22 protein-coding genes are annotated in these 20,931 nt (G+C 50.0%); 3 read left to right on the top strand and 19 right to left on the bottom strand.

Going from position 1 to position 20,931, the window contains the following annotated elements; translation table 11 throughout:
• Window positions 1–34: 34 nt before the first annotated feature.
• From B2M23_RS17360 to B2M23_RS17280, 17 genes are all read right to left on the bottom strand, one after another.
• On the bottom strand, window positions 35–823 hold the full coding sequence (locus B2M23_RS17360; RefSeq protein ID WP_038351701.1) for a class I SAM-dependent methyltransferase: 789 nt from the start codon (window positions 821–823) through the stop codon (window positions 35–37).
• A gap of 39 nt (window positions 824–862) precedes the next feature.
• Window positions 863–1,282, bottom strand: a complete 420-nt coding sequence (locus B2M23_RS17355; protein ID WP_181396942.1) for a pyridoxamine 5'-phosphate oxidase family protein — start codon at window positions 1,280–1,282, stop codon at window positions 863–865.
• A gap of 104 nt (window positions 1,283–1,386) precedes the next feature.
• Window positions 1,387–3,444, bottom strand: a complete 2,058-nt coding sequence (locus B2M23_RS17350; RefSeq protein WP_038351702.1) for a penicillin-binding transpeptidase domain-containing protein — start codon at window positions 3,442–3,444, stop codon at window positions 1,387–1,389.
• A gap of 164 nt (window positions 3,445–3,608) precedes the next feature.
• On the bottom strand, window positions 3,609–4,154 hold the full coding sequence (locus B2M23_RS17345) for a methylated-DNA--[protein]-cysteine S-methyltransferase (RefSeq protein ID WP_038351703.1): 546 nt from the start codon (window positions 4,152–4,154) through the stop codon (window positions 3,609–3,611).
• Window positions 4,155–4,175: 21 nt separating this feature from the next.
• Window positions 4,176–4,850, bottom strand: coding sequence for a DNA-3-methyladenine glycosylase family protein (locus tag B2M23_RS17340; RefSeq protein WP_038351704.1), 675 nt, complete (start codon window positions 4,848–4,850; stop codon window positions 4,176–4,178).
• 96 nt (window positions 4,851–4,946) lie between these two features.
• Entirely contained in the window at window positions 4,947–5,537 is a 591-nt protein-coding gene (locus tag B2M23_RS17335; protein WP_081571273.1) for a GNAT family N-acetyltransferase, read from the bottom strand.
• A gap of 63 nt (window positions 5,538–5,600) precedes the next feature.
• The gene (locus tag B2M23_RS17330; RefSeq protein WP_052237163.1) at window positions 5,601–5,897 is read right to left on the bottom strand and encodes a hypothetical protein; all 297 of its coding nucleotides are present in this window, start codon (window positions 5,895–5,897) and stop codon (window positions 5,601–5,603) included.
• A gap of 193 nt (window positions 5,898–6,090) precedes the next feature.
• A complete protein-coding gene (locus B2M23_RS17325; RefSeq protein ID WP_038351705.1) occupies window positions 6,091–6,543 on the bottom strand; it encodes a GNAT family N-acetyltransferase in 453 nt (150 codons plus the stop codon).
• Between the two features lie 66 nt (window positions 6,544–6,609).
• Window positions 6,610–6,945, bottom strand: a complete 336-nt coding sequence (locus B2M23_RS17320) for a CGGC domain-containing protein (protein ID WP_038351706.1) — start codon at window positions 6,943–6,945, stop codon at window positions 6,610–6,612.
• Between the two features lie 21 nt (window positions 6,946–6,966).
• Window positions 6,967–7,584: a Type 1 glutamine amidotransferase-like domain-containing protein gene (locus B2M23_RS17315; protein ID WP_038351707.1), complete on the bottom strand. Its 618-nt coding sequence runs from the start codon at window positions 7,582–7,584 to the stop codon at window positions 6,967–6,969.
• A 39-nt stretch (window positions 7,585–7,623) separates the two neighbouring features.
• A complete protein-coding gene (locus B2M23_RS17310) occupies window positions 7,624–8,256 on the bottom strand; it encodes an alpha/beta fold hydrolase (RefSeq protein ID WP_038351708.1) in 633 nt (210 codons plus the stop codon).
• Window positions 8,257–8,360: 104 nt separating this feature from the next.
• Window positions 8,361–8,990: a CatB-related O-acetyltransferase gene (locus tag B2M23_RS17305; RefSeq protein ID WP_110060279.1), complete on the bottom strand. Its 630-nt coding sequence runs from the start codon at window positions 8,988–8,990 to the stop codon at window positions 8,361–8,363.
• A 113-nt stretch (window positions 8,991–9,103) separates the two neighbouring features.
• Window positions 9,104–9,646, bottom strand: a complete 543-nt coding sequence (locus B2M23_RS17300; RefSeq protein WP_038351709.1) for a helix-turn-helix transcriptional regulator — start codon at window positions 9,644–9,646, stop codon at window positions 9,104–9,106.
• 116 nt (window positions 9,647–9,762) lie between these two features.
• Window positions 9,763–11,031: an MFS transporter gene (locus B2M23_RS17295; RefSeq protein ID WP_038351710.1), complete on the bottom strand. Its 1,269-nt coding sequence runs from the start codon at window positions 11,029–11,031 to the stop codon at window positions 9,763–9,765.
• Window positions 11,032–11,204: 173 nt separating this feature from the next.
• Window positions 11,205–11,678, bottom strand: coding sequence for a MarR family transcriptional regulator (locus B2M23_RS17290; protein ID WP_038351711.1), 474 nt, complete (start codon window positions 11,676–11,678; stop codon window positions 11,205–11,207).
• Between the two features lie 147 nt (window positions 11,679–11,825).
• Window positions 11,826–12,059, bottom strand: coding sequence for a DUF2922 domain-containing protein (locus B2M23_RS17285; RefSeq protein WP_038351712.1), 234 nt, complete (start codon window positions 12,057–12,059; stop codon window positions 11,826–11,828).
• A 41-nt stretch (window positions 12,060–12,100) separates the two neighbouring features.
• A complete protein-coding gene (locus B2M23_RS17280) occupies window positions 12,101–12,334 on the bottom strand; it encodes a DUF1659 domain-containing protein (RefSeq protein WP_038351713.1) in 234 nt (77 codons plus the stop codon).
• A 514-nt stretch (window positions 12,335–12,848) separates the two neighbouring features.
• Between B2M23_RS17280 and B2M23_RS17270 the strand changes: the two genes are divergently transcribed.
• Entirely contained in the window at window positions 12,849–13,457 is a 609-nt protein-coding gene (locus tag B2M23_RS17270; protein ID WP_038351714.1) for a LysE/ArgO family amino acid transporter, read from the top strand.
• Window positions 13,458–13,595: 138 nt separating this feature from the next.
• Here B2M23_RS17270 and ilvB read toward each other — a convergent pair whose 3' ends face one another.
• Both ilvB and B2M23_RS17260 read right to left on the bottom strand, forming a co-directional pair.
• Window positions 13,596–15,314, bottom strand: coding sequence for a biosynthetic-type acetolactate synthase large subunit (ilvB, locus tag B2M23_RS17265; RefSeq protein WP_038351715.1), 1,719 nt, complete (start codon window positions 15,312–15,314; stop codon window positions 13,596–13,598).
• 77 nt (window positions 15,315–15,391) lie between these two features.
• Complete coding sequence (locus B2M23_RS17260; RefSeq protein WP_038351716.1) at window positions 15,392–15,970, bottom strand: TetR/AcrR family transcriptional regulator; 579 nt, start codon at window positions 15,968–15,970, stop codon at window positions 15,392–15,394.
• A 221-nt stretch (window positions 15,971–16,191) separates the two neighbouring features.
• On the opposite strand from B2M23_RS17260, the gene B2M23_RS17255 reads away from it, so the two are divergent.
• Both B2M23_RS17255 and B2M23_RS17250 read left to right on the top strand, forming a co-directional pair.
• The gene (locus B2M23_RS17255) at window positions 16,192–18,744 is read left to right on the top strand and encodes a YhgE/Pip domain-containing protein (protein WP_038351717.1); all 2,553 of its coding nucleotides are present in this window, start codon (window positions 16,192–16,194) and stop codon (window positions 18,742–18,744) included.
• A complete protein-coding gene (locus B2M23_RS17250; RefSeq protein ID WP_038351718.1) occupies window positions 18,741–20,918 on the top strand; it encodes a YhgE/Pip domain-containing protein in 2,178 nt (725 codons plus the stop codon). The genes B2M23_RS17255 and B2M23_RS17250 overlap by 4 nt, the downstream gene beginning before the upstream one ends.
• Window positions 20,919–20,931 lie beyond the last annotated feature (13 nt).

The following is a 20,931-nucleotide window of genomic DNA, read 5'->3' as shown; positions in this document are numbered from 1 at the left end:
TTTTTAAATAGAGAAATAATGGGAGTGTCTGTGCTTATCGTTTCCTCAGGACGCTTATGGCAGCGTAGTGCAGGACCTTAAATTTCTCTGGCGCGGCCGTGGCCAAAAGACGTCGGTGTTCCGCATCAAAGGCGGCGATCGCCTCCTCGGGCAGAGACGCCTCGATCCCTCGGCAGGCTTTCATCCGCCCGTTCCAGCTCTCCCGGCTAAAAGGCACCCTTAAGTCAAAAACCTCCTGGTTTTCAATGGTAAAATACTGGCTGTAGATTTTGGGTATGGCAATGGGGTGTCTTTTTTCTCCGCAGCCGGTCCATTCAGGATTATACTTTAAAACAAGAGCCTCGCTCTGCCCCGCAACGGGGTCTTCAAAAGGGAGCCAGGCCATGTACAGGACAATCACGCGCCCCTGGGGGCAGAGTATTTTAGACAGTCTGGGCGCGAGGGCTTCATGGTCAAAGTAGGTGAAGCACTGACACGCGGTGACCACATCAAAACTTAAGTCTGGAAAATCCATTTCCTCGGCAGGCATACAGAAAAAGTCAATCTCTGCCCGCTGCTCCCCTGCCAGGAGGATGGCCTGCTGAATCTGGTTTTCCGAAATATCAACACCTGTAAAAGCTGCGCCGTATGGATATAAATTGCGGGGCAGCACGCCGGTGCCAGTGCCCATATCCAGCACACGCTGGCCTTTGACGCACGCGCCCATGTCCAGGATTTTCTGATAAAACTCGTGGGGGTAGATGTCCCGGTATTTAGCGTAATCCTGCGAGGTACGCCTCCAGTCAAAGCCGCGTCCGTTGTCGATCTCTGCTTTTTTAATCATGTCCCGCCTGTTCTCTCATGCCTGTAAACCGCATGTCCTTTACACTTCAAAATCTTCTGAATTAAAATTACTGTAATAGCTGCCTTTCGTGGCTGTGAATTTCAACACACAGTAGTCAGGGTCCGTAACGCCCTTACTGTAATACATGGTATCACCGTCCCGCCAGATCCGCTCCTTGGCCTCGGGCGTCTCTAAAACCTCGACGGTTCCGCTCAGGCTAGCTCCACGGAAATAACACCTGTCGACGAAATAGATACTCGCCTTAGGGTTTTGACGGAAATGCTTTACCTTATTGGAGGAGGTATTGGTGGTAAACCAGAAAGTTTTTATCCCCTCCCGCTCTCTGGGCTTCAGCATGGCCCTTGTGACCGGATACCCCTCCCCGTCAATATAGCTGATCAGAGCCATACTGGCTTTATCCGCCATATTGCCGACTGTCTGTTCTGGGTTTCTCATCATTTTTGCAGCCTCCCTGCTTTATTCGACTTTTTGACTAAGGTAAGTATAGCATAAAACAAGCCTGATAAACAGGCTATTCCTCTGTTTATCAGGCTTCTAATGGGTCAGAATATGCTGCGCACCTTTGGTACAAGGTAATGGCTTCCGCCACGGTCCTTGACATCCTCGACCATGCTTACTACCAAAAGCTGCTCTGGACTGTCCGAATCCGCAATAAAAGCGTTGAACCAACCAAGCTCAGTGCCGCTCGTATCCTCCTGTGAGGCTTTGATTTCCGCTGTACCCGTTTTACCTGCCAGGGTCACACCATCCAAATGGGCTTCATGGGCAGTGCCGGCCGGATTTTCAATGACCTGGATCAGATCGTTGCGTATGGTGTCGGCGGCCTCCTTAGAGAAAGCGTCCGGATACCAGAACTGCGGGGTTTCACTGTATTCTAACACGGGTTTAATCATACTGCCATCATTGACAAAGGCCGAATAGACTGAGGCCATGTGTACTGGATTGACCAGAATCTCCCCCTGACCATAACCGCTCTGAGCAAGCTGTCCTTCATCCGCGAAATTACCGGAATTGGAAATCTGAGACTTGGCCAGTGGCAGCGGGAAGTCCAGTTCCTGACCAAAGCCAGATTTTTCCAATCCATTTTTAAAAGCTGCACCACCCATCTGCAGTGCTGCCTTGGCAAAATAAATATTGTCTGAGTAGACCAGCGCGTTTTCAAGATTAGCCGGCCCGTCATATCCCTGGAGGGTCGTGATCAACAAGTCTCCCCAGGATGGGTCTTTCTGCCAGCTGCTACCGCTTGGGCCAAAGTCCGCATTGGGGTCAAGCTTCCCGCTTGTCATGCCTACCCCCGCGGTCAGTGGTTTAAAGGATGAGCCCGGTGTGTAGGCGGACTCAAAGCGGTTTTGAAGTGGCATGGAGGGATCCGAGCTCAGCGCGTTCCACGCCTCCTCGGAGAATCCGCTGATGAAAGTATTGGCGTCAAAGGAAGGCGTACTGACAAGTGCCAGCACCTCTCCAGTTTTGGGGTTTATGGCTACAGAGCTGCTTCTATCTGATGCAAACTGATCATAAATTTTGGTCTGGAGTGAAGCGTCAATGGTTACAGTGATATCCTCTCCCTTTTCGGCCGGGTCCTCGACCACTGTCCATATTCTGGGCCTTTGAATCCAGTTCCCCGCTTCATCCTGATAATTATCAACGCCCTGGTCAACCACAATCTTACATCCGTCCTTCCCGCGGAGCCGGCTTTCATAGGCGGCCTCCAGGCCTGTCTTTCCAATGACAGAGCTCTCCGTGTATCCTTTCTCCTTGCGGTCCTCCAGCACCTCAGGGGATATACTTTGTACATAGCCGGTCAGCTGAGAGGCCTTTTCACCATACGGATAAGTCCGCACCTCGGTTGTATCCGTATAGATGCCGGCAATGCCCAAAAGCTGTGCTTCGAGCGCCGTGTCTGACAGATCAATGGTGGCGATAGGCACACGCACATCATCGGTCACCCAGCCCTGGGAAAGCTTTGACTGGATATCCTCTGTTTTTATGTCAAGCAGAGCCGCCATAGACTGAAAGTCTGCGTCCTTCGTCTCAGCATTCAGCTTCCCAGGAACAATGCCAACCTCCAGAACCTGCCCTTTTCCCGCCAGGAGATTTCCATTGCGGTCATAAATGCTGCCGCGTTCCGCTGTGGTCGGCACCACAGAAACCGTCTGCCACTTTGAAAAGCTGGGAAGAATCATCCCCTCATTCCATTCGATGGTCCAGCCGTTTGTTTTTTTGGTGATGCGCGCACTGGTTCCGCCCTTATAATGGCCCGCGACGGTGTCCATCTCATAATCATATTTGAGATAGGTGTAATTATCTGTGCTCTCATCGCTTTTTACGATATTGCTTATTTTTATATTGCGCGCCTCAATGCCGCCGTAAATATTTTTGTACTGGTCAATAAAGGTCTGCCGGTCTGCGTAGCCCTTGGCTTTATCGGATAACAGTTTGTCATACACCGCCTCATAGCGGCCTTCATTGACATATTGGACATACCGGTTCAATACCCTTTCCGGTGTCTGCCGGTTACTCCAGACAACCAGACCGATCAATACCACCAACAACACAACGCCGCCAATCATAAAAGGCAAATACTTTTTCATACGGTGCATTTTTATCCTCCTCTATTGAATTTATAACAATTATATCACATTTTATCTCCGAAGGCACGTTGTAACTGAAGACTGAAAAAGCACAGCGCAAAATTGTGCTGTGCTCAGTTTATAACAGGTTTTTATTCCGCCCTATTCGATTATTGCAGCCCTAATTTTCTGGTTTACAGCGCCGTTCCCTTTTTAGGAATAAAAAAGCCCGACATCTCTGCTTTTTCCAGTGTAAGCAGCTTTACTTTTTTATCAATGCCTCCCGCGTAGCCTGTCAGGCTGCCGCTCGTTCCCACTACCCTGTGGCAGGGCACAATAATGGAAATCGGATTGTGTCCCACAGCGCCCCCGACCGCCTGCGCGGACATTCTGGCAGCGCCCCTTTGCTTTGCGATTTTATCCGAGATTTCCCCGTAAGTCATAGTTTCCCCAAAAGGAATCGTAAGCAGTATTTCCCATACTGCCCTGCGAAAGGGGCTGGCATCAAGCAGCAGCGGCGGTGTAAAATCAGGTGACTTCCCCTGAAAATAAATATCCAGCCATTTTTTTGCCGCATCAAAGACAGGCAGTTCCCCCGCTTCGTATTGCTCTGGCAGCGTATCCCCAAAGTATTTCTGTCCGTCAAACCAAAGCCCCGTCAGCGCTGAGCCGTCGCTGGCCATTGTAATCCCGCCCAGGGGCGAAGCGTATTGACAAGTATAAATCCTTACATCTGACATTTTTTATCCTCCTGCTTTCAATCATTCTGCGGCTTTACAAGCCTTTTTCTTTTTAACAGGCTTTCTCTTTGGCGCATAATCTTTCATCTCGGGAACCGCGCCGCCTGCTACGGCCCAAAGGTACAGGCTCGCGACACTGCAATAGGGACTGTAGCGCCTGCGGTACCGCTCAAAACGTTCCCTGTCAATCTCCCGGTGATGGTACACCATCCGCAGGCCGCGCCTGATGGCCAGATCGTCATAGCTGAAAACATCTTGACGCTCCATACAGAAAAGTAAAATCATTTCTGCTGTCCATACGCCAATGCCCTTTAAGGACACAAGGCTGGCGATGGCCTCCTCGTCGGATTTATCCCAGATTCCCTCCAGATCAAAGGCGCCGGTCTTAACCTTTTCTGCAAAGTCGGTAATATACTCCGCTTTGCGGAAGGTTATGCCAAAGCCCTGCAGCCTGTCGATGCCTGCGCCTAAAATGACGTCAGCGTTTAGCACACCGAAAGTGTCGTTAATCCGCTGCCATATCGTCGCCTGAGCCTTTGTTGAAATCTGCTGGCCAACAATATGGTGAACAACCGATGCGAACAAATCCGTATCTGCGGCGCGCTCAATTATACCAATTTTCTCAATGACTTCACCCAGTTTTTTATCCTTTTGCTTCAGATAATCGGTTGCTTCTGTGCCGTAGCGGAAATTCATTTGCCGCGCACCTCCAATCTTGACTTGTACGATTACAATATAACAAATCCAAACGATATATTACTAAAATATCGCCCAATGACTCCTCCAGACAGCTTATTTATTTAACACGTATTCGTCAATTCTGCGAACAATGCTATTTGTATATGGAGTAAAATATTTATTCCACACACCACTTGCCGTGGGATTAAAGCTTTCAAAATCAACCCCTAAGTATCGTACCCCCTGCTGATTTAACTGTCTTATCACATAATTTAACAGGTTCTGAAAAATGCCCTTTCCACGATATTCTGACAGGCAGAACGCTGCGCAGATATTTTTCATTCCTTCTACTTCTGTAACAAAATTCTCGCCAGTGTTACTGACAGCAATAAACGAAACGGGCTTCTGATCAATTTTCGCAACATACACTTTTGAACTTTTACTTTTTATTTTTTCTGTAATCCATCTTGAAAAACTCCGTTCTCCTGTATATAAAAAGCATGGACTCTTTCCTAAATGCTCGGACAGCAGTTCATACATCTCCTTAATTTCCATCATTTCTTCTATCGATAATTCTTTTAATGTAAGTTTTTTCTGTGGCAGACTTTCAATATTATTACTTATTGCTCTTATTGCATCAACGCACCGAATACCAAATCCGTACATACTAAATGCATGTAACGCTTGTTTATCGTGTGCATACATTGCAATTGCATGGTAAGTAATTTGGTGCTCTATCCATTTTTCTGCAGCCGCTTGATATAATTTCTAATAGATCAGTTTTCTTTTTTCAGATACTGCACCATGAGCGTAGATTGGTGAAAAAGTACCTTTTGCGGTTGATCCGAAAGCATGATCCCATGGGCTGTAACAGCATAAAAACCCGATCATTTTATAATCTTCAAATGCTGAGACTCCTAATCCATTCTCCGAAAAAATCCGTAAATCGGGAATCTCATTTATTCGTGGTAATTCTTTTACAGATTTTTGCTCTTCATAATAATTTTCCAGAGCAATTGCCATTGCCTCTTTGATGTGTTCCTTTTTAAAACTTAAAATTTCCATGGATACCCTCCTTGTTTAGTGACAAACGGAGAGTCAGTGCTTTTTCTCTCCATGATTGAATTGGACAATTATTATTTTCATTTCACATCGCCTCGTATGTATCACAGAATGTCAGAATTCTTCTATAAACATTAATTCCTCCGGACAGATTAAAATAATCTTTGTTCCATTAACACGACTATTAGCTCTAAGTTTAACGTTTCACAAAAAACTCAACGACTTCGATCTCTTGATCCATTCTTTTATTTCCTTTTTTAAAACCACATTTTTGGGTGTAGAAGTTTAGATTTTCTTTTTTATCAACAGGCGTAATCAGAGTGATCCGTTTCCAATCAGAACATAAGGATAGCATATACTGAAAAGCATGTGTACCAATTCCTTTTTTTTGATAGGGCGGTATAACACAAAGACAACCTAAATAATATGAACCATCCCCTTGATTTTTAAAAGAAATAACACCTACAGGCGTGCTTTGACAGCTTATAATATATTTAGAAAAGGTTGAAATTGATGTTTCCATTTCTTTTTTAGATTTTCCATAGCCAGGACATTTGCCATAATGAATATAATCTTCGTAAAATGCTGAGTTATAAAGACTTATCAGCAAAAAAACATCCTTAATACCGGCTTTTCTGTATGTCAGCATACTGAATACTGCCTCCGTTTTTGTATGAGTTTCTCAAAAAATTTCCAGTTGTTTTTTTTGCATTTCTCAATGCGTATAATCAATAAAGCGAATTTTTTCATCCTTCAGGTCTTTCTGGACAATATCCTTCATTTTCCTGGCGAATGGACATGGATAACCAATAGGGTTTCCGTTTTGGATACAGGAGGCAAAGGCGATGGTGTCCGCCCCTCTTTTCACAAGCTCTCTTGCCCTGAGAACGGCTTTCTTTCCAGGGCACCCACCACAGCTGGTAAAGCCGATAAGCTCAATATCCTCTGTTACACTTTCAAAGGCGCCTTTTCTTTCCTTAATCACTTTAAAATCCATGGTTCCCGGACAGAAATCTTCTGTCTGCATGCATCGGATAATACCTAATTTCATCGTGTGTTCTCCTTTCACCTCTCAGCGTCCTCCTAATATCTGAACCCGCTCGCCCTCGACAAAGACAGTCTGGCGGTCGTTGATTACCTTTAAATCCAATGCCTTGCCATAATCCGCCACGATCTTTTCGACACTTTTTTTAAACTCCCGGTTCTGAGCGTGGGGCAGCACATAAAAATCAATCAGGTTCAGGCCAGTATAATCCTTTAAATCCGGGGCCTTTTCCACCTTATCCATGATGGCGGAGTATCCTATGTCCGGCGCGGCCACAATGGCGCCGGCCGATTCCCCAATATACAGCTTTCCGCTGTTTACTGCCTGAACCAGCAGCTTGTCTGCGCCTGTCCTTCTCAATTCCTGAAGCAGAAAAAAGGTATTGCCGCCAGTGATGTATATACAGTCATTTTTTTCTAATTTGCCTTTTATGGTTTCATAGGACGCAGTGGAAATTTCAAGCTCATCCACCAGCATTCCAAGCTTTTTCAGGCGCCAACGCCCAATTTTCACAAAGAATCCCAGAGGTTCCACCCGGCTGGCGGTTGGAATGTAGGTGACGGTTTTATTTTTGAGCCCAGGCTCCACACGCTTTAATAAATGCTCAACGTTCTGGAACATTGAGACAAGCAGCATTTTTTTCATTCTTTTCCTCCATAATAGAAAACGAACCTGCCCGGCGCCTTAGCTTCCCAGGCCTTCATAGAAATCATTGAGGCAGTCTGCCAGTTGTTCCGGCGCGTCGGTATTGACCTCATGCCCGGCATTTTTGATGAACTGGAGCCTCGCGCCTTTTATCCCCTGCGCAAGCCGGACCGCGGCCTTTTTATTCGCTTTGTCCCGGGCACCGCAGAGCACCAGTGCCGGGCATGCGACCTTTCCCAGCTTTCCGCTGAAATCCAGGTCTGCCATGGAGCTGGTCAGCGTGATAAAATCATTTTTACTAAAACCGGTGCTCTCAAAGGAGTGTTTTGGCATGAGGCGGAAAAACCAGTTTTGCAGCTTCAGCAAATTCCCGGGCATTTTATCCTGTCCTGCGATGAGCACCAGGGTGCTCACATTCTCGGGATAGTCGATGGCGTAGTTCAGGGCCAAAACAGCGCCCAGCGAAAGGCCGCACAGGCTTATCTTATCCGGGCAGTGGCCGCAGTATTCCACAAGGCTGTGGTACAGGCCGGTGTAGGTACGCTCTTCGCCTTCCAGGAAGGTGGATAAATCCGGGCACATGATTTTCCCGGCACCAGCCGATAAATAGTAAAGCAGCGGGTCCCAGCTCAGTTCGTTCTGGCCGAGCCCGTGAAGAAACAGGGTGGACATATTCTGATTTCCTCCGGTTCAGTAAGTATGGCTTTAGTATAACATAAAACGAGAGGCACGGCGCAAAAATGTGCCATGCCTCTGTTTTGATCATTCTATAAATTTTATTTCAGCTGTCCGGTACAGCCCTTTTGTATGGCGGCGAGATTCCGGGCGATTTTTTCCCTTGGCCAGTTCCACCACCTTATTTCAAGCAGATCGGTAATGGTCTTGTCAGAAAAACGCTTTTTAATGGGCCGGGCGGGCACCCCGCCCACGATGGTGTAAGGCGAAACATCTTTTGTGACCACCGCCCGGGTGCCGATGACTGCCCCGTCACCAATGGTCACGCCGGCCAGTATGACCGCCTCATAGCCGATCCAGACATCATTGCCGATGACGATGTCTCCTTTATTGTCCCAGGACGCTGCCACGTCTCCTGGGTCGAGGCCCCACTCCTCAAAGAAAAGCGGGAAAGGATAGGTTGAGAGCGAGCGCATGGTGTGGTTGGCGCTGTTAAACAGAAAACGCGCGCCGCAGGCGATGGAACAAAATTTCCCGATCAGCAGCCGGTCGTGGTTTACAGGGTACTGGTATAAAACATTGTTTTTCTCAAACAATGCGGGGTCTCCGGTAAAGTCATTATACATGGTATAATCGCCAACCGTTATGTTGGGGTTGGTGATAACATTCTTTAAATAGATCGTTTGTCTGTCACCCGTACGGGGATAGATCTTTTTCTCTGGAATAGTCATTTTATCCTCCTGTTATGTTAAAATGATTTGCACGCTATTCCAGTCATTACAATGCAGCGTTTCAAGAAATACCACCTCTCTTTTCAGTTGCTTCAAGCATAACACAGATGCCGCTACTCCACAATCTTTATTTTACCCCAGTGCCGCTTTACTTTAACCGCATACTTGAGGGTATAAGCGGCGCAGCCACCAGCCAGGGCCTTTTGAATTTCCAAAATTTCCTGCTCAAGGGCCTCTTCATCCCGATACCAGCCCAGCACAGTAGTATTTTCTCCCCAAAAAGAGCTGCTGTCCACGCCGAACAAAGCGTACTTAGCCTCATCCTTCCTTGTCCTGAACCGAGGTGATGCCTGCACACGGTAGCAGTTCACAATTGATTTTCCATCAAAAGAGGCGATTAAAATCCGCCGGGCCTGATCGCTGCCTTTGATGCTGGCGCATTCCTCTTCACCGGCACCTGTATTCCCGCCCATCAGACGGTCCAGAGAGACCGATAACACCTCTGACAGCAAAAGGAGCTTCTCGACCTCAGGATAGCCATTTCCCTGCTCCCATTTCGATACAGTCTGGCGGCTGACTTTCAACCGTTCTGCCAGCTCCTCCTGGGAGAGGCGCTGCTCCCTCCGGATCTGCCTTAAATTATCGCTAAAGCCCATGTTTAGACACCTCCATCTTTTTTCTTCTTATTTTAACCGAAAGCGCCCCGGCCGTCTACCAGCTGCTGATTGCATATCCGCAACCTGAGGTGGCAGCCCACAGGCACAGATTTGCATCACGACTCTGCCTGCCCCGCCATGAGAGGTTCGATCTCATCGAAAATACGGTGCGTAAATAGCGTAACCCCCAGCATGATGAGCGCCGCCGCGTAGAATGGCAAGTAAGCGCTGTTTCCAATATGTTCGAAAACAATGCCGTAAATAAACTGCCCCACAGGATTAGTGCACATGCAGACACACAATACACAGGAGACTACCTTCCCGGTCAATTCCCTGGGAGTGAGCATCTGCAGACAGGTCATAAGTTGGACGGTAAACAAGGTCGAAAAGATCAGCAGCAGGCTGGACCCGGCAACCAGAACCGTATAGACAGCCATGCCGCTTAATACCTGGAGCGCCACGCCCACCACACCGACAGACAGAGCGCACCCAGACAAAAGAAACGGCATGGAGCCTGGTTTCAGCCGCTTTGCGAGAATTCCCGCGAGCAGCCCGCCAAGCACACTGCCACCTGCCATGATGCCCTGGGCAAACCCATAAAGGCGGTTTGCGATGGCCGGCTCAAACCCCAGGCGCTGGGTGATCAAAACCGGGGCTGCAATTAAAACCAGGGTTGTCAAAAGCAGATTGACGCACGCAAACACCAGCGGCATCTTCCACAGGATCGGCCGCTCATTGAAAATAAAGCCGAAGCTCTCCCGAAGATCACTGATACCTATGGAGATAATGTTTTCCCGGCTCTGTATCCGCTTAAAGGGCATGTGGATAAATGTTTCCATAACCGCTGACGCGAGAAAACAGCCGATACTCACATACAGAATGGGCGTGAGCCCCACCACAGAAAACAGGATACCGCCAATGACAGGCCCGGCCATGCTCGCCAGAGAGCTGATTAGATCGACCACTGAGTTCCCCTGCATGATGTGATCTGCCGCTACCAGATCCGGTACACAGGACTGAACCGCGGGCTGGTAAGCGCCCTGTATGCCGTACAGGACAATCATTGTTACAGCCATAAGCGGTACGATGCTGACCTTCCCAACCAGAAGGCAAAACAGCATCGTCAGCACAGCGGTACCGAAATCCAGCGCCACCATGATGTTCTTTTTATTAACCCGGTCGGCAATGATTCCCCCGATGGGAAAGAGTAGAATCATGGGGATAAAAGAACAGGCCAGGACGGTTCCAAACAGAGCTGATGAGCCAGTTTCGTTGAGCAGATAGAGCGGCAGAGCATACCTCAGAATCTGATTGCCAAAAAGCGATATGATCTGGCCAACGGCGACCAGTATAAAATCCTTGTGAAAGATTGATTTTCTGTTCATTGTTATTTATTCTCCTTTAAAGACATCTTCCATTGCAGTGGTATTTCATTTTTGATTCCTTGGAAACATATTTATCATACCATCATTATGTTTCCTTGTCAACAAAATACAGGCAATAAAAATGCAACCTACCGCGTTGGCGCCAGACTGCCTGTGCTTTTTAAGGAGTTAAACTATTTTTCTTTGCGCCCGGTATCCAGCTTTTCGATCTCTGCATCCAGATGGCCGGCATATCGTTCCATAAAGCTGAGCATGTCATTGAGCTGCTCCTCAGTGATGGTTTCAAAAACGGTCTTGTCCCGTTCCTGAAATTCACGGTGCAGGGCTTCATGGACAGCGTAAACCTCTCTGCCCTTTTCCGTCAGCCTGAAGTAGATTTCCTTTTTATTATCCGGCTTCTGATAGCTTTCGATCACACCCTTTTCCATGAGCTTTCGGGAAATCTTGCTGATGGCGCCCCGGGTCATGTAAAAAGATTCGGCGAGCCTTGTCACGTTGGCATCGGCATTCCTCCCAATATATTCGATGAAATGCACCTCGGAAGGCTTATAGCCCTTAAGTGCGACCTCCATCTTAGATTTATTGAGCCAGGTCATCTTGTCCATCAGTTCCCTGAAGCCCACCAGCACCTGTTCCTGTTTGTTCACGGCCTGTCCTCCCATTTCTCTGTTATTCACTCTATTATATTAAACTTTTGTTTCTATTTCAACAATATCCTGAAAATTTCGGTAAGAGGGCGTAATCATGATAAGGGAGCACAGCGCAAAAATGTGCTGTGCCCCGTAGATTTTCCGTCAGACTTCCAGCTCAGTCTTTCGGACAGTTTTATCAACGTATTCGTAGCTCTTGAGCTTCTGGTAGGCAAAGCCGCCGGGGTGGAAAATATTCTGTGCGATGACGATGTCGGCCGCTGCGGTGATCTGCTCATGGGTGAGGCCGTCCAGATAGTCGGGCAGGCTCAGGGTATCTGTATCACCGTTTTCTAACAGAAATTCCAGATCCAGGCTTTTTGTGGTGACAGTTTCCATTTTTTCTCCTTTCTTGTTTTTTATTTAATCTTAACACCGGGTCAGGCGGTTTCAATATTATCGTAATACATCACATTGGTAATATCGCTGATGATGGGGTCCATCAGAGTGCCCAGGGCTTTGGCGGTACGCACCACTGCCTCGGGTGTGGCAATGGCTTCATCGGTACTCAGACCGCTGAAGGTCTTGAGCTTTTTCTTGATCTTTCCGTTAATCTCTCCATAGTTCAGATTAATCTTAAGCTCGTTTTTTAGCTTCTGTCTTTCATAGGCCATCGAGGGGATCTCCTTTCGTTTTGATGGCTTTAGTATATCACCTGTTTGCTCCCACTGCCTATGGACAGCTGGCAGTGGCGGGTTTGTCGGATTTGTCGCATGCCGATACATCCCTTAAGTTATTTACTATTTACGCATTTATATTTATTCTAATAGGAAGAAAACCGCCGCGTGTCACCGGGCTGTCCATAGACGTGAAAAAAGCCGTCCGGATTTTGTTAAGGCTGGACGGCCGCTAGTGTCGTTCTGAGGACAAGCGCGGAATGCCTACTCCTGTAAGGCCCTCGGAGTTTTTAAACATCTTGCCTCTGTCCTGATTTGACATGGGAGGAGTGTCCTGTTTAACCTTCCTGCCTTGCGGGCTTTGAATTAAAGGCTGTCAAAACCGCGTCGCATCTCCTCGATGAGTTTCTGGGTTGGGTAACTTTTATTGCTTTGGCTGTATACACAGCCGCTTATAATGCGTATAATTATAACATAACATTCTTATTTTAGTTGGTATCAGGAGGTCTTTATGCATTTTCTTCAAGGGCTTACCATGGGCCTGGCCTACGTGGCGCCCATCGGCCTTCAAAATCTGTTCGTCATCAATACTGCGCTCACACAGAGCCGCAGGCGTGCTGCCGCTACAGCACTCATCGTTATCTTCTTTGACATCTCCCTGGCCCTGGCCTGCTTCTTTGGCATCGGCGCGCTCATGGAACAGTTTCCCTGGGTTCAGAAGCTTGTGCTGCTGGCGGGCAGTGTCATTGTCATTGTTATTGGCGTTGGCCTGCTGCGGGATAAGGGAACCCTGGATACCTCCGCGGAGGTGAACCTGCCGCTGCGCCAGGTAGCGGCCACAGCCTTTGTGGTCACCTGGCTCAACCCCCAGGCCATCATCGACGGCACCATGATGCTGGGAGCTTTCCGGGTCACCCTGCCCGCAGAGCAGGGCCTCGCCTTTATGGCCGGGGTCGCATCAGCCTCCTGCCTCTGGTTCCTGGGCCTGACGGTTTTCATCACCCTGTTCAGCCATAAATTTAACGACCGGCTTCTGCGGGCCATCAACGTGGTCTGCGGCGCGGTCATTATTTTCTACGGCCTGAAGCTGCTTCTCAGCTTTATCAAAATGGTGTCTTAAGCTGCCTTTTTTGCTGTGCTGGGCTTTAACCAGGTACACCCCACTGCGTAAGCCGGCTGAAAACCGCCTGGTCGCAATGGCTTTAGAATATTTTATTTCCATAACAGACCGCCGTCATACACTGCCAGAGGAAAGCAGTTATACGCCCTCCATCTCATCCAGGGCATTGCCCGGCGGTACAATGGGCAGCACATTGGACTCAGCCTCAAGCATAAACTCGATGAATGCCGGACCGGCAGCGTGGCCGATGGCTTTTTTGAGGGCCGGCTCTACATCCTCTGCTCCGGTAACCCGCCAGGCAGATATACCATAGCTCTCAGCCAGACGGATAAAATCCGGCGTGTACTCGGGACAATCCCCGGACGGCCCGGAGCAGCACTGTTTGCAGCTTCTTCTGGCCCGCAGGCAGGTGCTTGAGTAACGCTTTCCGTAAAACAGCTCCTGCCATTGGCGCACATTTCCCAGCCAGCCGTTGTTGAGCACACAGAGGATAACAGGCAGGCCGTAGACCACAGCGGTGGCCAGCTCCTGACTGACCATCTGAAGCCCGCCATCTCCCATGATAGCCACAACCCGCCGTCCCGGATTTCCCAGACTGGCTCCGACAGCAGCAGGCAGCCCATAGCCCATGGTGCCCAGACCGCCGGAGGTGATGAGCCGCCTGCCGCCGCTTTGTTCCAGAAACTGGGTGGTCCAGAGCTGGTTCTGCCCCACATCGGTTACCACAATGGCTTCAGGCAGAAGTGTGCTGACCGCTTCGATGATCTGCTGTGGCGTCAGCCCCTTACCTGCCATGCCAAGCGGATGCCGGGTCTGCCAGTCTCTGATCTGGCGCTGCCAGCATCCGAACTCCGTTTTGTCCATCTGCCTGTCCAGAGCAGCGAGGGCCTTCCCCGCGTCTGCTGTCACGGCCAGAGAGGCAAGTACATTTCTGGACAGGATCGAGGGCTCAATGTCGATATGGATAAGCTTTGCGTGTTTTGCGAAATCTGCAGTGCGCCCGGTTATGCGGTCATTCAGGCGAGTGCCCACCGCCAGGAGCACATCACATCCCGACACTGCCGAGTTAGCCGCAAAGCTGCCGTGGATGCCAATATTGCCTGCAAACAGCGGATGCCTTGTCGGCAGCGCACCCCGGCCCATAATGGTGGTGACAACCGGAATCCCGGTCTTCTCCGCAAAGGTCTGGAGCGCGGCAGAAGCACCAGCGATATGTACACCGCCGCCTGCCAGAATCAGTGGCCGCTGGGCCCTGGTTATCATACCGGCCGCCTCTGCCGCCCATGTGTTACCTTTCAGCCCTGGGTTTTCTGATCTTTTTTCAGTTCTGGAAGGTGTATAGTCTTCACTGCCAAGGGCCTGTTGTACATCCTTTGGAATGTCGACCACAACCACACCTGGCTTGCCGCTTTTAGCAAGACAAAAGGCTTTTCTGATCTCACCAGCCAGGTCCTCACGCCGTAAAACAGTGACCGCATATTTCGTGATGCTCCCCACAATACTCACAATGTCAACCTCCTGGAAAGCGTCTCTCCCCAAAAGTCCAGTTGCAACCTGGCCCGTAAAGCAAACCATGGGTACGCTGTCATAATTGGCAGTGGCGATGCCTGTGACCAGATTGGTGGCGCCGGGCCCGCTGGTCACCAGACAGACCCCTGTCTTTCCCGTAGAGCGCGCGTAGCCGTCAGCCGCGTGGGCAAGCCCCTGCTCATGCCTTGTCAGGATCACCTCGACGGACGGGTGGTCATACAGCGCGTCAAACAGGTCGATGGCCTGCCCGCCGGGATACCCGAAAACCATGTCAACGCCCTCTGCTTCTAAAGCCTTTGTAAACAAGGCCGCTCCTGTTATTTTCATTATTCCCTCCTGTATTGCAAGTGCTTGCTTGCATTATGGTTATTTTTTTGGCACCTCCGGAAAGAAGGTGCCGTACTTTACTGCTGCTCAATGCCTCTGACAAAAAGAGCGGCGCTTTTTTCGATGTAGGCCTCCTGCTCAACAGGAGACAGCCGGTTCTCGAAGGACGCAGTGAGAAAGGTATAGCCAAAAGTTGCGGAAAAGATGGTCATAGCCAGGCTGTCAAAATCCATCGCTGCAATTTTCCCCCGGGCGGCCATCTCCTTAAAATACGCCTTTAAAGCGTCCATAAAAGACTTTGGGATTTTCATTATCAGCGGGGCAGTCTCCTCATAGATCTGCGGTGCCCGCAGCCCGATGGATAGCCCCACAAATTCGGCTGTGATCCGTTCCAGATAGGTGCGCATAAAAAGCCTGAGATCCGGCTCAAGTTCATAGGACACCTTCTCTAAAATACCCGGCCCGATCTCAGGCAGCCAGCGTTTTTCCTCCATGGCGCTCAGGATAATATCCTTTTTACCTTTGAATTTGCGGAAAATAGTGCACTCGTTCACTCCGGCCTCCCGCGCGATATCTTTTGTGGTGGTAGCCGCATAGCCTTTATCCCGCACCAGTCCCATGGCCGCGTCCATGATTTTCTGTTTTGTCTCGTCCAAAGCCTCCGCCTCCAATGCAAGTGTTCACTTTCATACATTATATACGAAGGCGCATGCCTGTGTCAACAAGAGAAAAAGCACAGCGCAGAATTGTGCTGTGCTTTTCTGGAAAATGAACACTATTTGTCTATATACACAATATGAGCCTCAAATTGCTTCAGCCTTGACAAAACGATTATTAAAAATTAAAATGAGGGGTAAAAATAACCCAGAGGTGTAACGTGAAACAAATATGGAATATCTTTAAAAGGGACGTCCAGCGGCTTTGTAAAAATCGCTTTGCGCTCATTGTAACCATCGGCATTATTGTTATCCCCTCTCTTTACGCCTGGTTTAACATCGGAGCAAACTACGACCCTTACAGTAATACAAAGGGGATCAAGGTCGCTGTGGCCAACGAGGACACCGGAACCAAAAACGCAGCCACTGGCGAACTCAACGCTGGTGACGAGATCATTGCCAATCTCAAAGAAAACGACCAGCTCGGCTGGACCTTTGTCGATACTGAGAAGGCGGTCGATGGCGTAAAATCCGGCAAGTATTATGCGGCCATTATCATTCCCGAAGATTTCAGCAGCCGGCTGACTGATTTTTTAAACGGGCGGATCGAGAAATCCGAGATTATTTACTATGTTAATGAAAAGAAAAATGCCATCGCGCCAAAAATTACCGATACCGGCGCACAGACGCTGGAAGATGAGATCAAAAGCACTTTTTCCTCTGTGGCGTCCGAGAGTGTGTCAAAAGTCATGGCCGCCTCGGCAGTGGGCATATCTGGAAAGCTCAACCAGGCCAGCGCGGACATCACCGTTGCCATCGACACCACCCGGGGCGATCTGGACACCTACCGTGTGCTGCTGGAAAACTTCAGGGGAACCATCTCTGATGGCCAGGGCAGCATTGATGGCGGTAAGGCTACGCTTGACAGTCTTAAGGACGCCGCCGCCTCGGGCCAGAAAGGACTTGAAAGCGCACAGGCCCGTCTAAGCCAGAGCCGTGAAAGTGTTGGAAAATTTTCTGGCAGCATGTCAAATATCCTGAATCAGGGGCAGAGTGTGCTGGGGCAGATAGGCGGCACGGCCGCGTCTCAGTTGGGGAACCTGGAAGCACAGGCCCTTGAGATAAACGCAGGCTTTGAGAACAGTATCACCTCTGCAAAGGAGATGCTGACCCTCAACCAGGAGATTGTGGACGCGCTGAAAAAGCTTAATGAAGAACACCCTTCCCCCGAGCTTACCAGACTGATCCAGTCTCTGGAATCGGAAATCGAGAGCCAGCAGAAAATTCTGGACCGCCTGGATACTGGAAACGCCAGCGTTAAAAACATGATTACACAGACCTCGGAAACGCGCAAAAGCCTGAACCAGATCGCCACCGACAGCGGCAGGGCTCTGGGAGATGTTAACACCAATTTTCAGCAAAGCCTTCTGCCGCAGGTCAACCAGACCCTTGACAGCTTTGCCGCCCTCTCCGGGAAAACCTCTGGGATTCTGTCCGGGGTGACCCCGGCGGCGGGCCAGCTCCAGGGCATCCTCGATGACCTGGGCACCGCGCTGACTGAGGCAGAGAACGCTCTCGACAGCACCCAGGGCGCTCTGGTGGACCTCACCAGCCAGCTCAGCCGGGTCTCCACAGATTTGAATGCCATCAAAAACTCCAGGCTGTACCAGAATTTTCTCTCAACCACAGGTATAAAACCCGAGCAGGTCGCAGCGTTTATGGAATCACCTGTGGAGGTCGAAACGGAAAAGATTTATCCTGTTGCCAATTATGGTTCTGCCCTCGCGCCTTTTTACAGCAACCTGGCCATCTGGGTCGGTGGTATTGTTCTCATCGCCATCTTTAAACTGGAAGTGGACGAGGATGAAAACATTAAAAACCTCACACCCACACGAGCCTACTTTGGCCGGTGGCTCCTGTATATCACGGTTGGCCTTTTGCAGGGACTGGTGGTATGCCTCGGAGACCTGCTCCTGATGAAAATCCAGTGTGAAAGCCCACCGGCTTTTATATTCGCCGGACTGCTGGCCTCCTTTGTCTATGTGAACCTGATCTATGCCCTTTCGGTTACCTTTAAGCACATCGGAAAAGCCATCTGTGTTATTCTTGTTATTTTACAGATTCCCGGCTCTGCGGGCACCTACCCTATCGAGATGACGCCGGGCTTCTTTCAGGCGGTTCACCCTCTGCTGCCCTTTACCTATGGCATCAACGCCATGCGTGAGGCCGTGGCGGGCATCTACGCGGCGCACTACGTTTCAGACCTGCTTCACCTGCTTATCTTTATCCCTGTGGCATTGGTCATCGGCCTGGGGCTCAGGCCGATGCTTTTAAACCTCAACCACTTCTTTGACAGGCGGCTCTCCGAAACTGAGATGATGGTCAGCGAGACCGAGGGCGGTATCAAACAGAAAAAGGACCCTATCTCCATCATCGCCAGAGCTCTTGCCGTGGAGGGCCGGACGACTGAAGAACGGGAAGCACGCCAGGCGGCCTTTGAGGAGAGCTACCGAAAAAAGATAAAGGCAGGCTTCCTGCTCATGTTTATTTTGCCCCTTGTTTTCATGGTGCTCATGTTCAGCCTGGACTCGAAAATTATCTATCTGGTGCTGTGGATCATATCTCTGATTGGTATCTCAGTGTATCTCATCTGTCTCGAGTACTTCCGGGATAAAATGCGCAAACAGTTTGAGATGGAGCAGCAGCTCTGCGGCATGACCGATGAGGAAATCCGGGCAATGTTTAAGGCTGACTGGAAAGGGACTGAAAAATGAAAAAAATCTTGAAAATCTTTATGGGAGACGTCAGCCGTATCCGGAATAACACCATTGCCCTTATTGTCGTGATGGGTGTCTGCGTGGTGCCTGCCATGTATGCCTGGTTTAATATTGCGGGGAGCTGGGACCCCTACAGCAACACAAAAGACATAAAAATCGCGGTTGCCAACACCGATGCCGGCTATCAGGGCGACATTCTCTCTGTAAGCATGAACGTGGGCGATGAGGTGGTAAATGCTCTGAAGGCCAATGACCAGATGGACTGGCAGTTTACAGGCAGGGACGAAGCTCTGGAGGGTGTGAAATCCGGCGCCTATTACGCCGCCATCGTGATCCCCGAGGATTTCAGCGCCAATATCATGAGCCTGTTTTCCCCGGATATTAAAAAGAGCGCGATCATCTATTATACCAATGAGAAGGAAAATGCCATCGCGCCCAAGGTGACCGATAAAGGAGCCACCGCTGTCCAGGAGCAGGTCAACAGCCTCTTTGTGGAAAAGGTGTCCGAGATCTCCCTCGAGGCGCTGCAATCTGTCTATCAGGCAGCGGATAAGCAGGGCAATCAGTCCCTGACCGAGAGTCTCAAGACCAATCTCCAGCGCATAGAAGCTGAGGTGGAGACCTCCGCAAAAACGGTGCGGGCCTTTGCGGCCATGACTGACTCTACCCAGAAAGTTTTGACCTCGACCACTGGCTTTCTGGAAACCTCTGGGAACAGTGTCTCAGAAAGCTCAGGCATTCTGCAGGAGGCAGAGGGCACAGCCCGGGGGCTTCAGGGCGCGATGGACACGGCCTCCCAGGGCATCGAGACCGTCTTTGACGTGAGCGGTGAGAGCTACCAGAAAATATCATCCGAAATCGACAAGGCTTTCGCCTCTGTGGACAAAAATGCCGGGGAGGCTGCCAAAAGCTTAGACAGTCTGGCCGATGAAGTACAACTGCTCATCAACCATTACACCGAGCTTCGGGACACGCTTCAAAAGCTCAGCGATGAATTTCCGGATATGGCGCCCGCGCTCCAGCCTGTGATCGGCAAGCTCAATCAAATCATCAGCCAGCAGGAGGCCCTGCGGGACAAGCTGACAGAAACAGTGGAAAAAATCTCTGAAACCACCGGCATGGCAGCGTCAGATTATCAAACCCTCAAGGGGCTCACAGACCAGGCCAGTAAAGTCATCGGCGACGCAAAAACAGACTATCAGACAAATCTGAAGCCGCAGCTGGGAACCCTGTTTTCAAGCCTTGATTTTGGCAGCGGCGAGGTGGCCGGTATCCTCGGCCAGCTAAACGGCAGTATCCGCGACATCGCGTCCCTTTCCGGCGAGACTGCCTCAGACCTGGGTACGGCGAGAGATCTCCTGACCCACTCGGCCGATCAGCTGGACGCTGTGAAGGCAAAGCTGGACAGTGTTCTCAAAGAGGTTGAAAAGGCCGCCGCCAGCGGTGACATGGCTGAAATTGAGACATTGCTCTCCGGCAGCCCCGCTGAGCTCAGCAGCTTTTTGGCCGCTCCGGTCGAGCTCAAGACTGAAAAGATATATCCTGTGGCAAATTACGGTTCCGCCATGGCGCCGTTCTACACGACGCTTGCCATCTGGGTCGGCGGCGTTGTGCTCGTAGCCATGATCAGCACCACCGTTTCGGAAAAAACGGAAAAAGCCCTCTCCCTGAAGCCCCACCAAGCCTATTTCGGGCGGTACATCACCTTCCTGATTCTGGGGCTGATCCAGAGTACCATCATTGTGCTGGGAGATCTTTTCTTCCTGGGAATTCAGTGTGAGCATCCCATACTTTTCCTACTGACAGGCTGGCTCACAAGCATTGTCTATGTCAATCTGATCTATACCCTCACGGTCTCCTTCGGTGACGTGGGCAAGGCCATCGCCGTTGTCCTGATGGTTATCCAGGTGGCAGGCTCAGGCGGCAGTTTCCCCATCGAGGTGCTCCCAGAGTTCTTCCAGAGGCTCTACCCGCTCATGCCCTTCGCCCACAGCATGAACGCCATGCGCGAGTGCATTGCAGGCATGTACCAGAACACCTACTGGATCGAGATGGGCTATCTAGCCATCTTCCTGATCCCTTCCCTGCTCCTCGGCCTTGTGCTCAGAAAACCGGTTATCCGGCTGAACCACACCTTTACCGAGAAGCTGGAAAGCACACATTTAATGTAAAACATAAAAGAGA

It is taken from the genome of Eubacterium limosum (assembly GCF_000807675.2).
Taxonomy (GTDB): Bacteria; Bacillota; Clostridia; order Eubacteriales; family Eubacteriaceae; genus Eubacterium; species Eubacterium limosum.
Note: the sequence above shows the minus strand (reverse complement) of the source record. Positions and strands in the feature narration are given on the sequence as shown.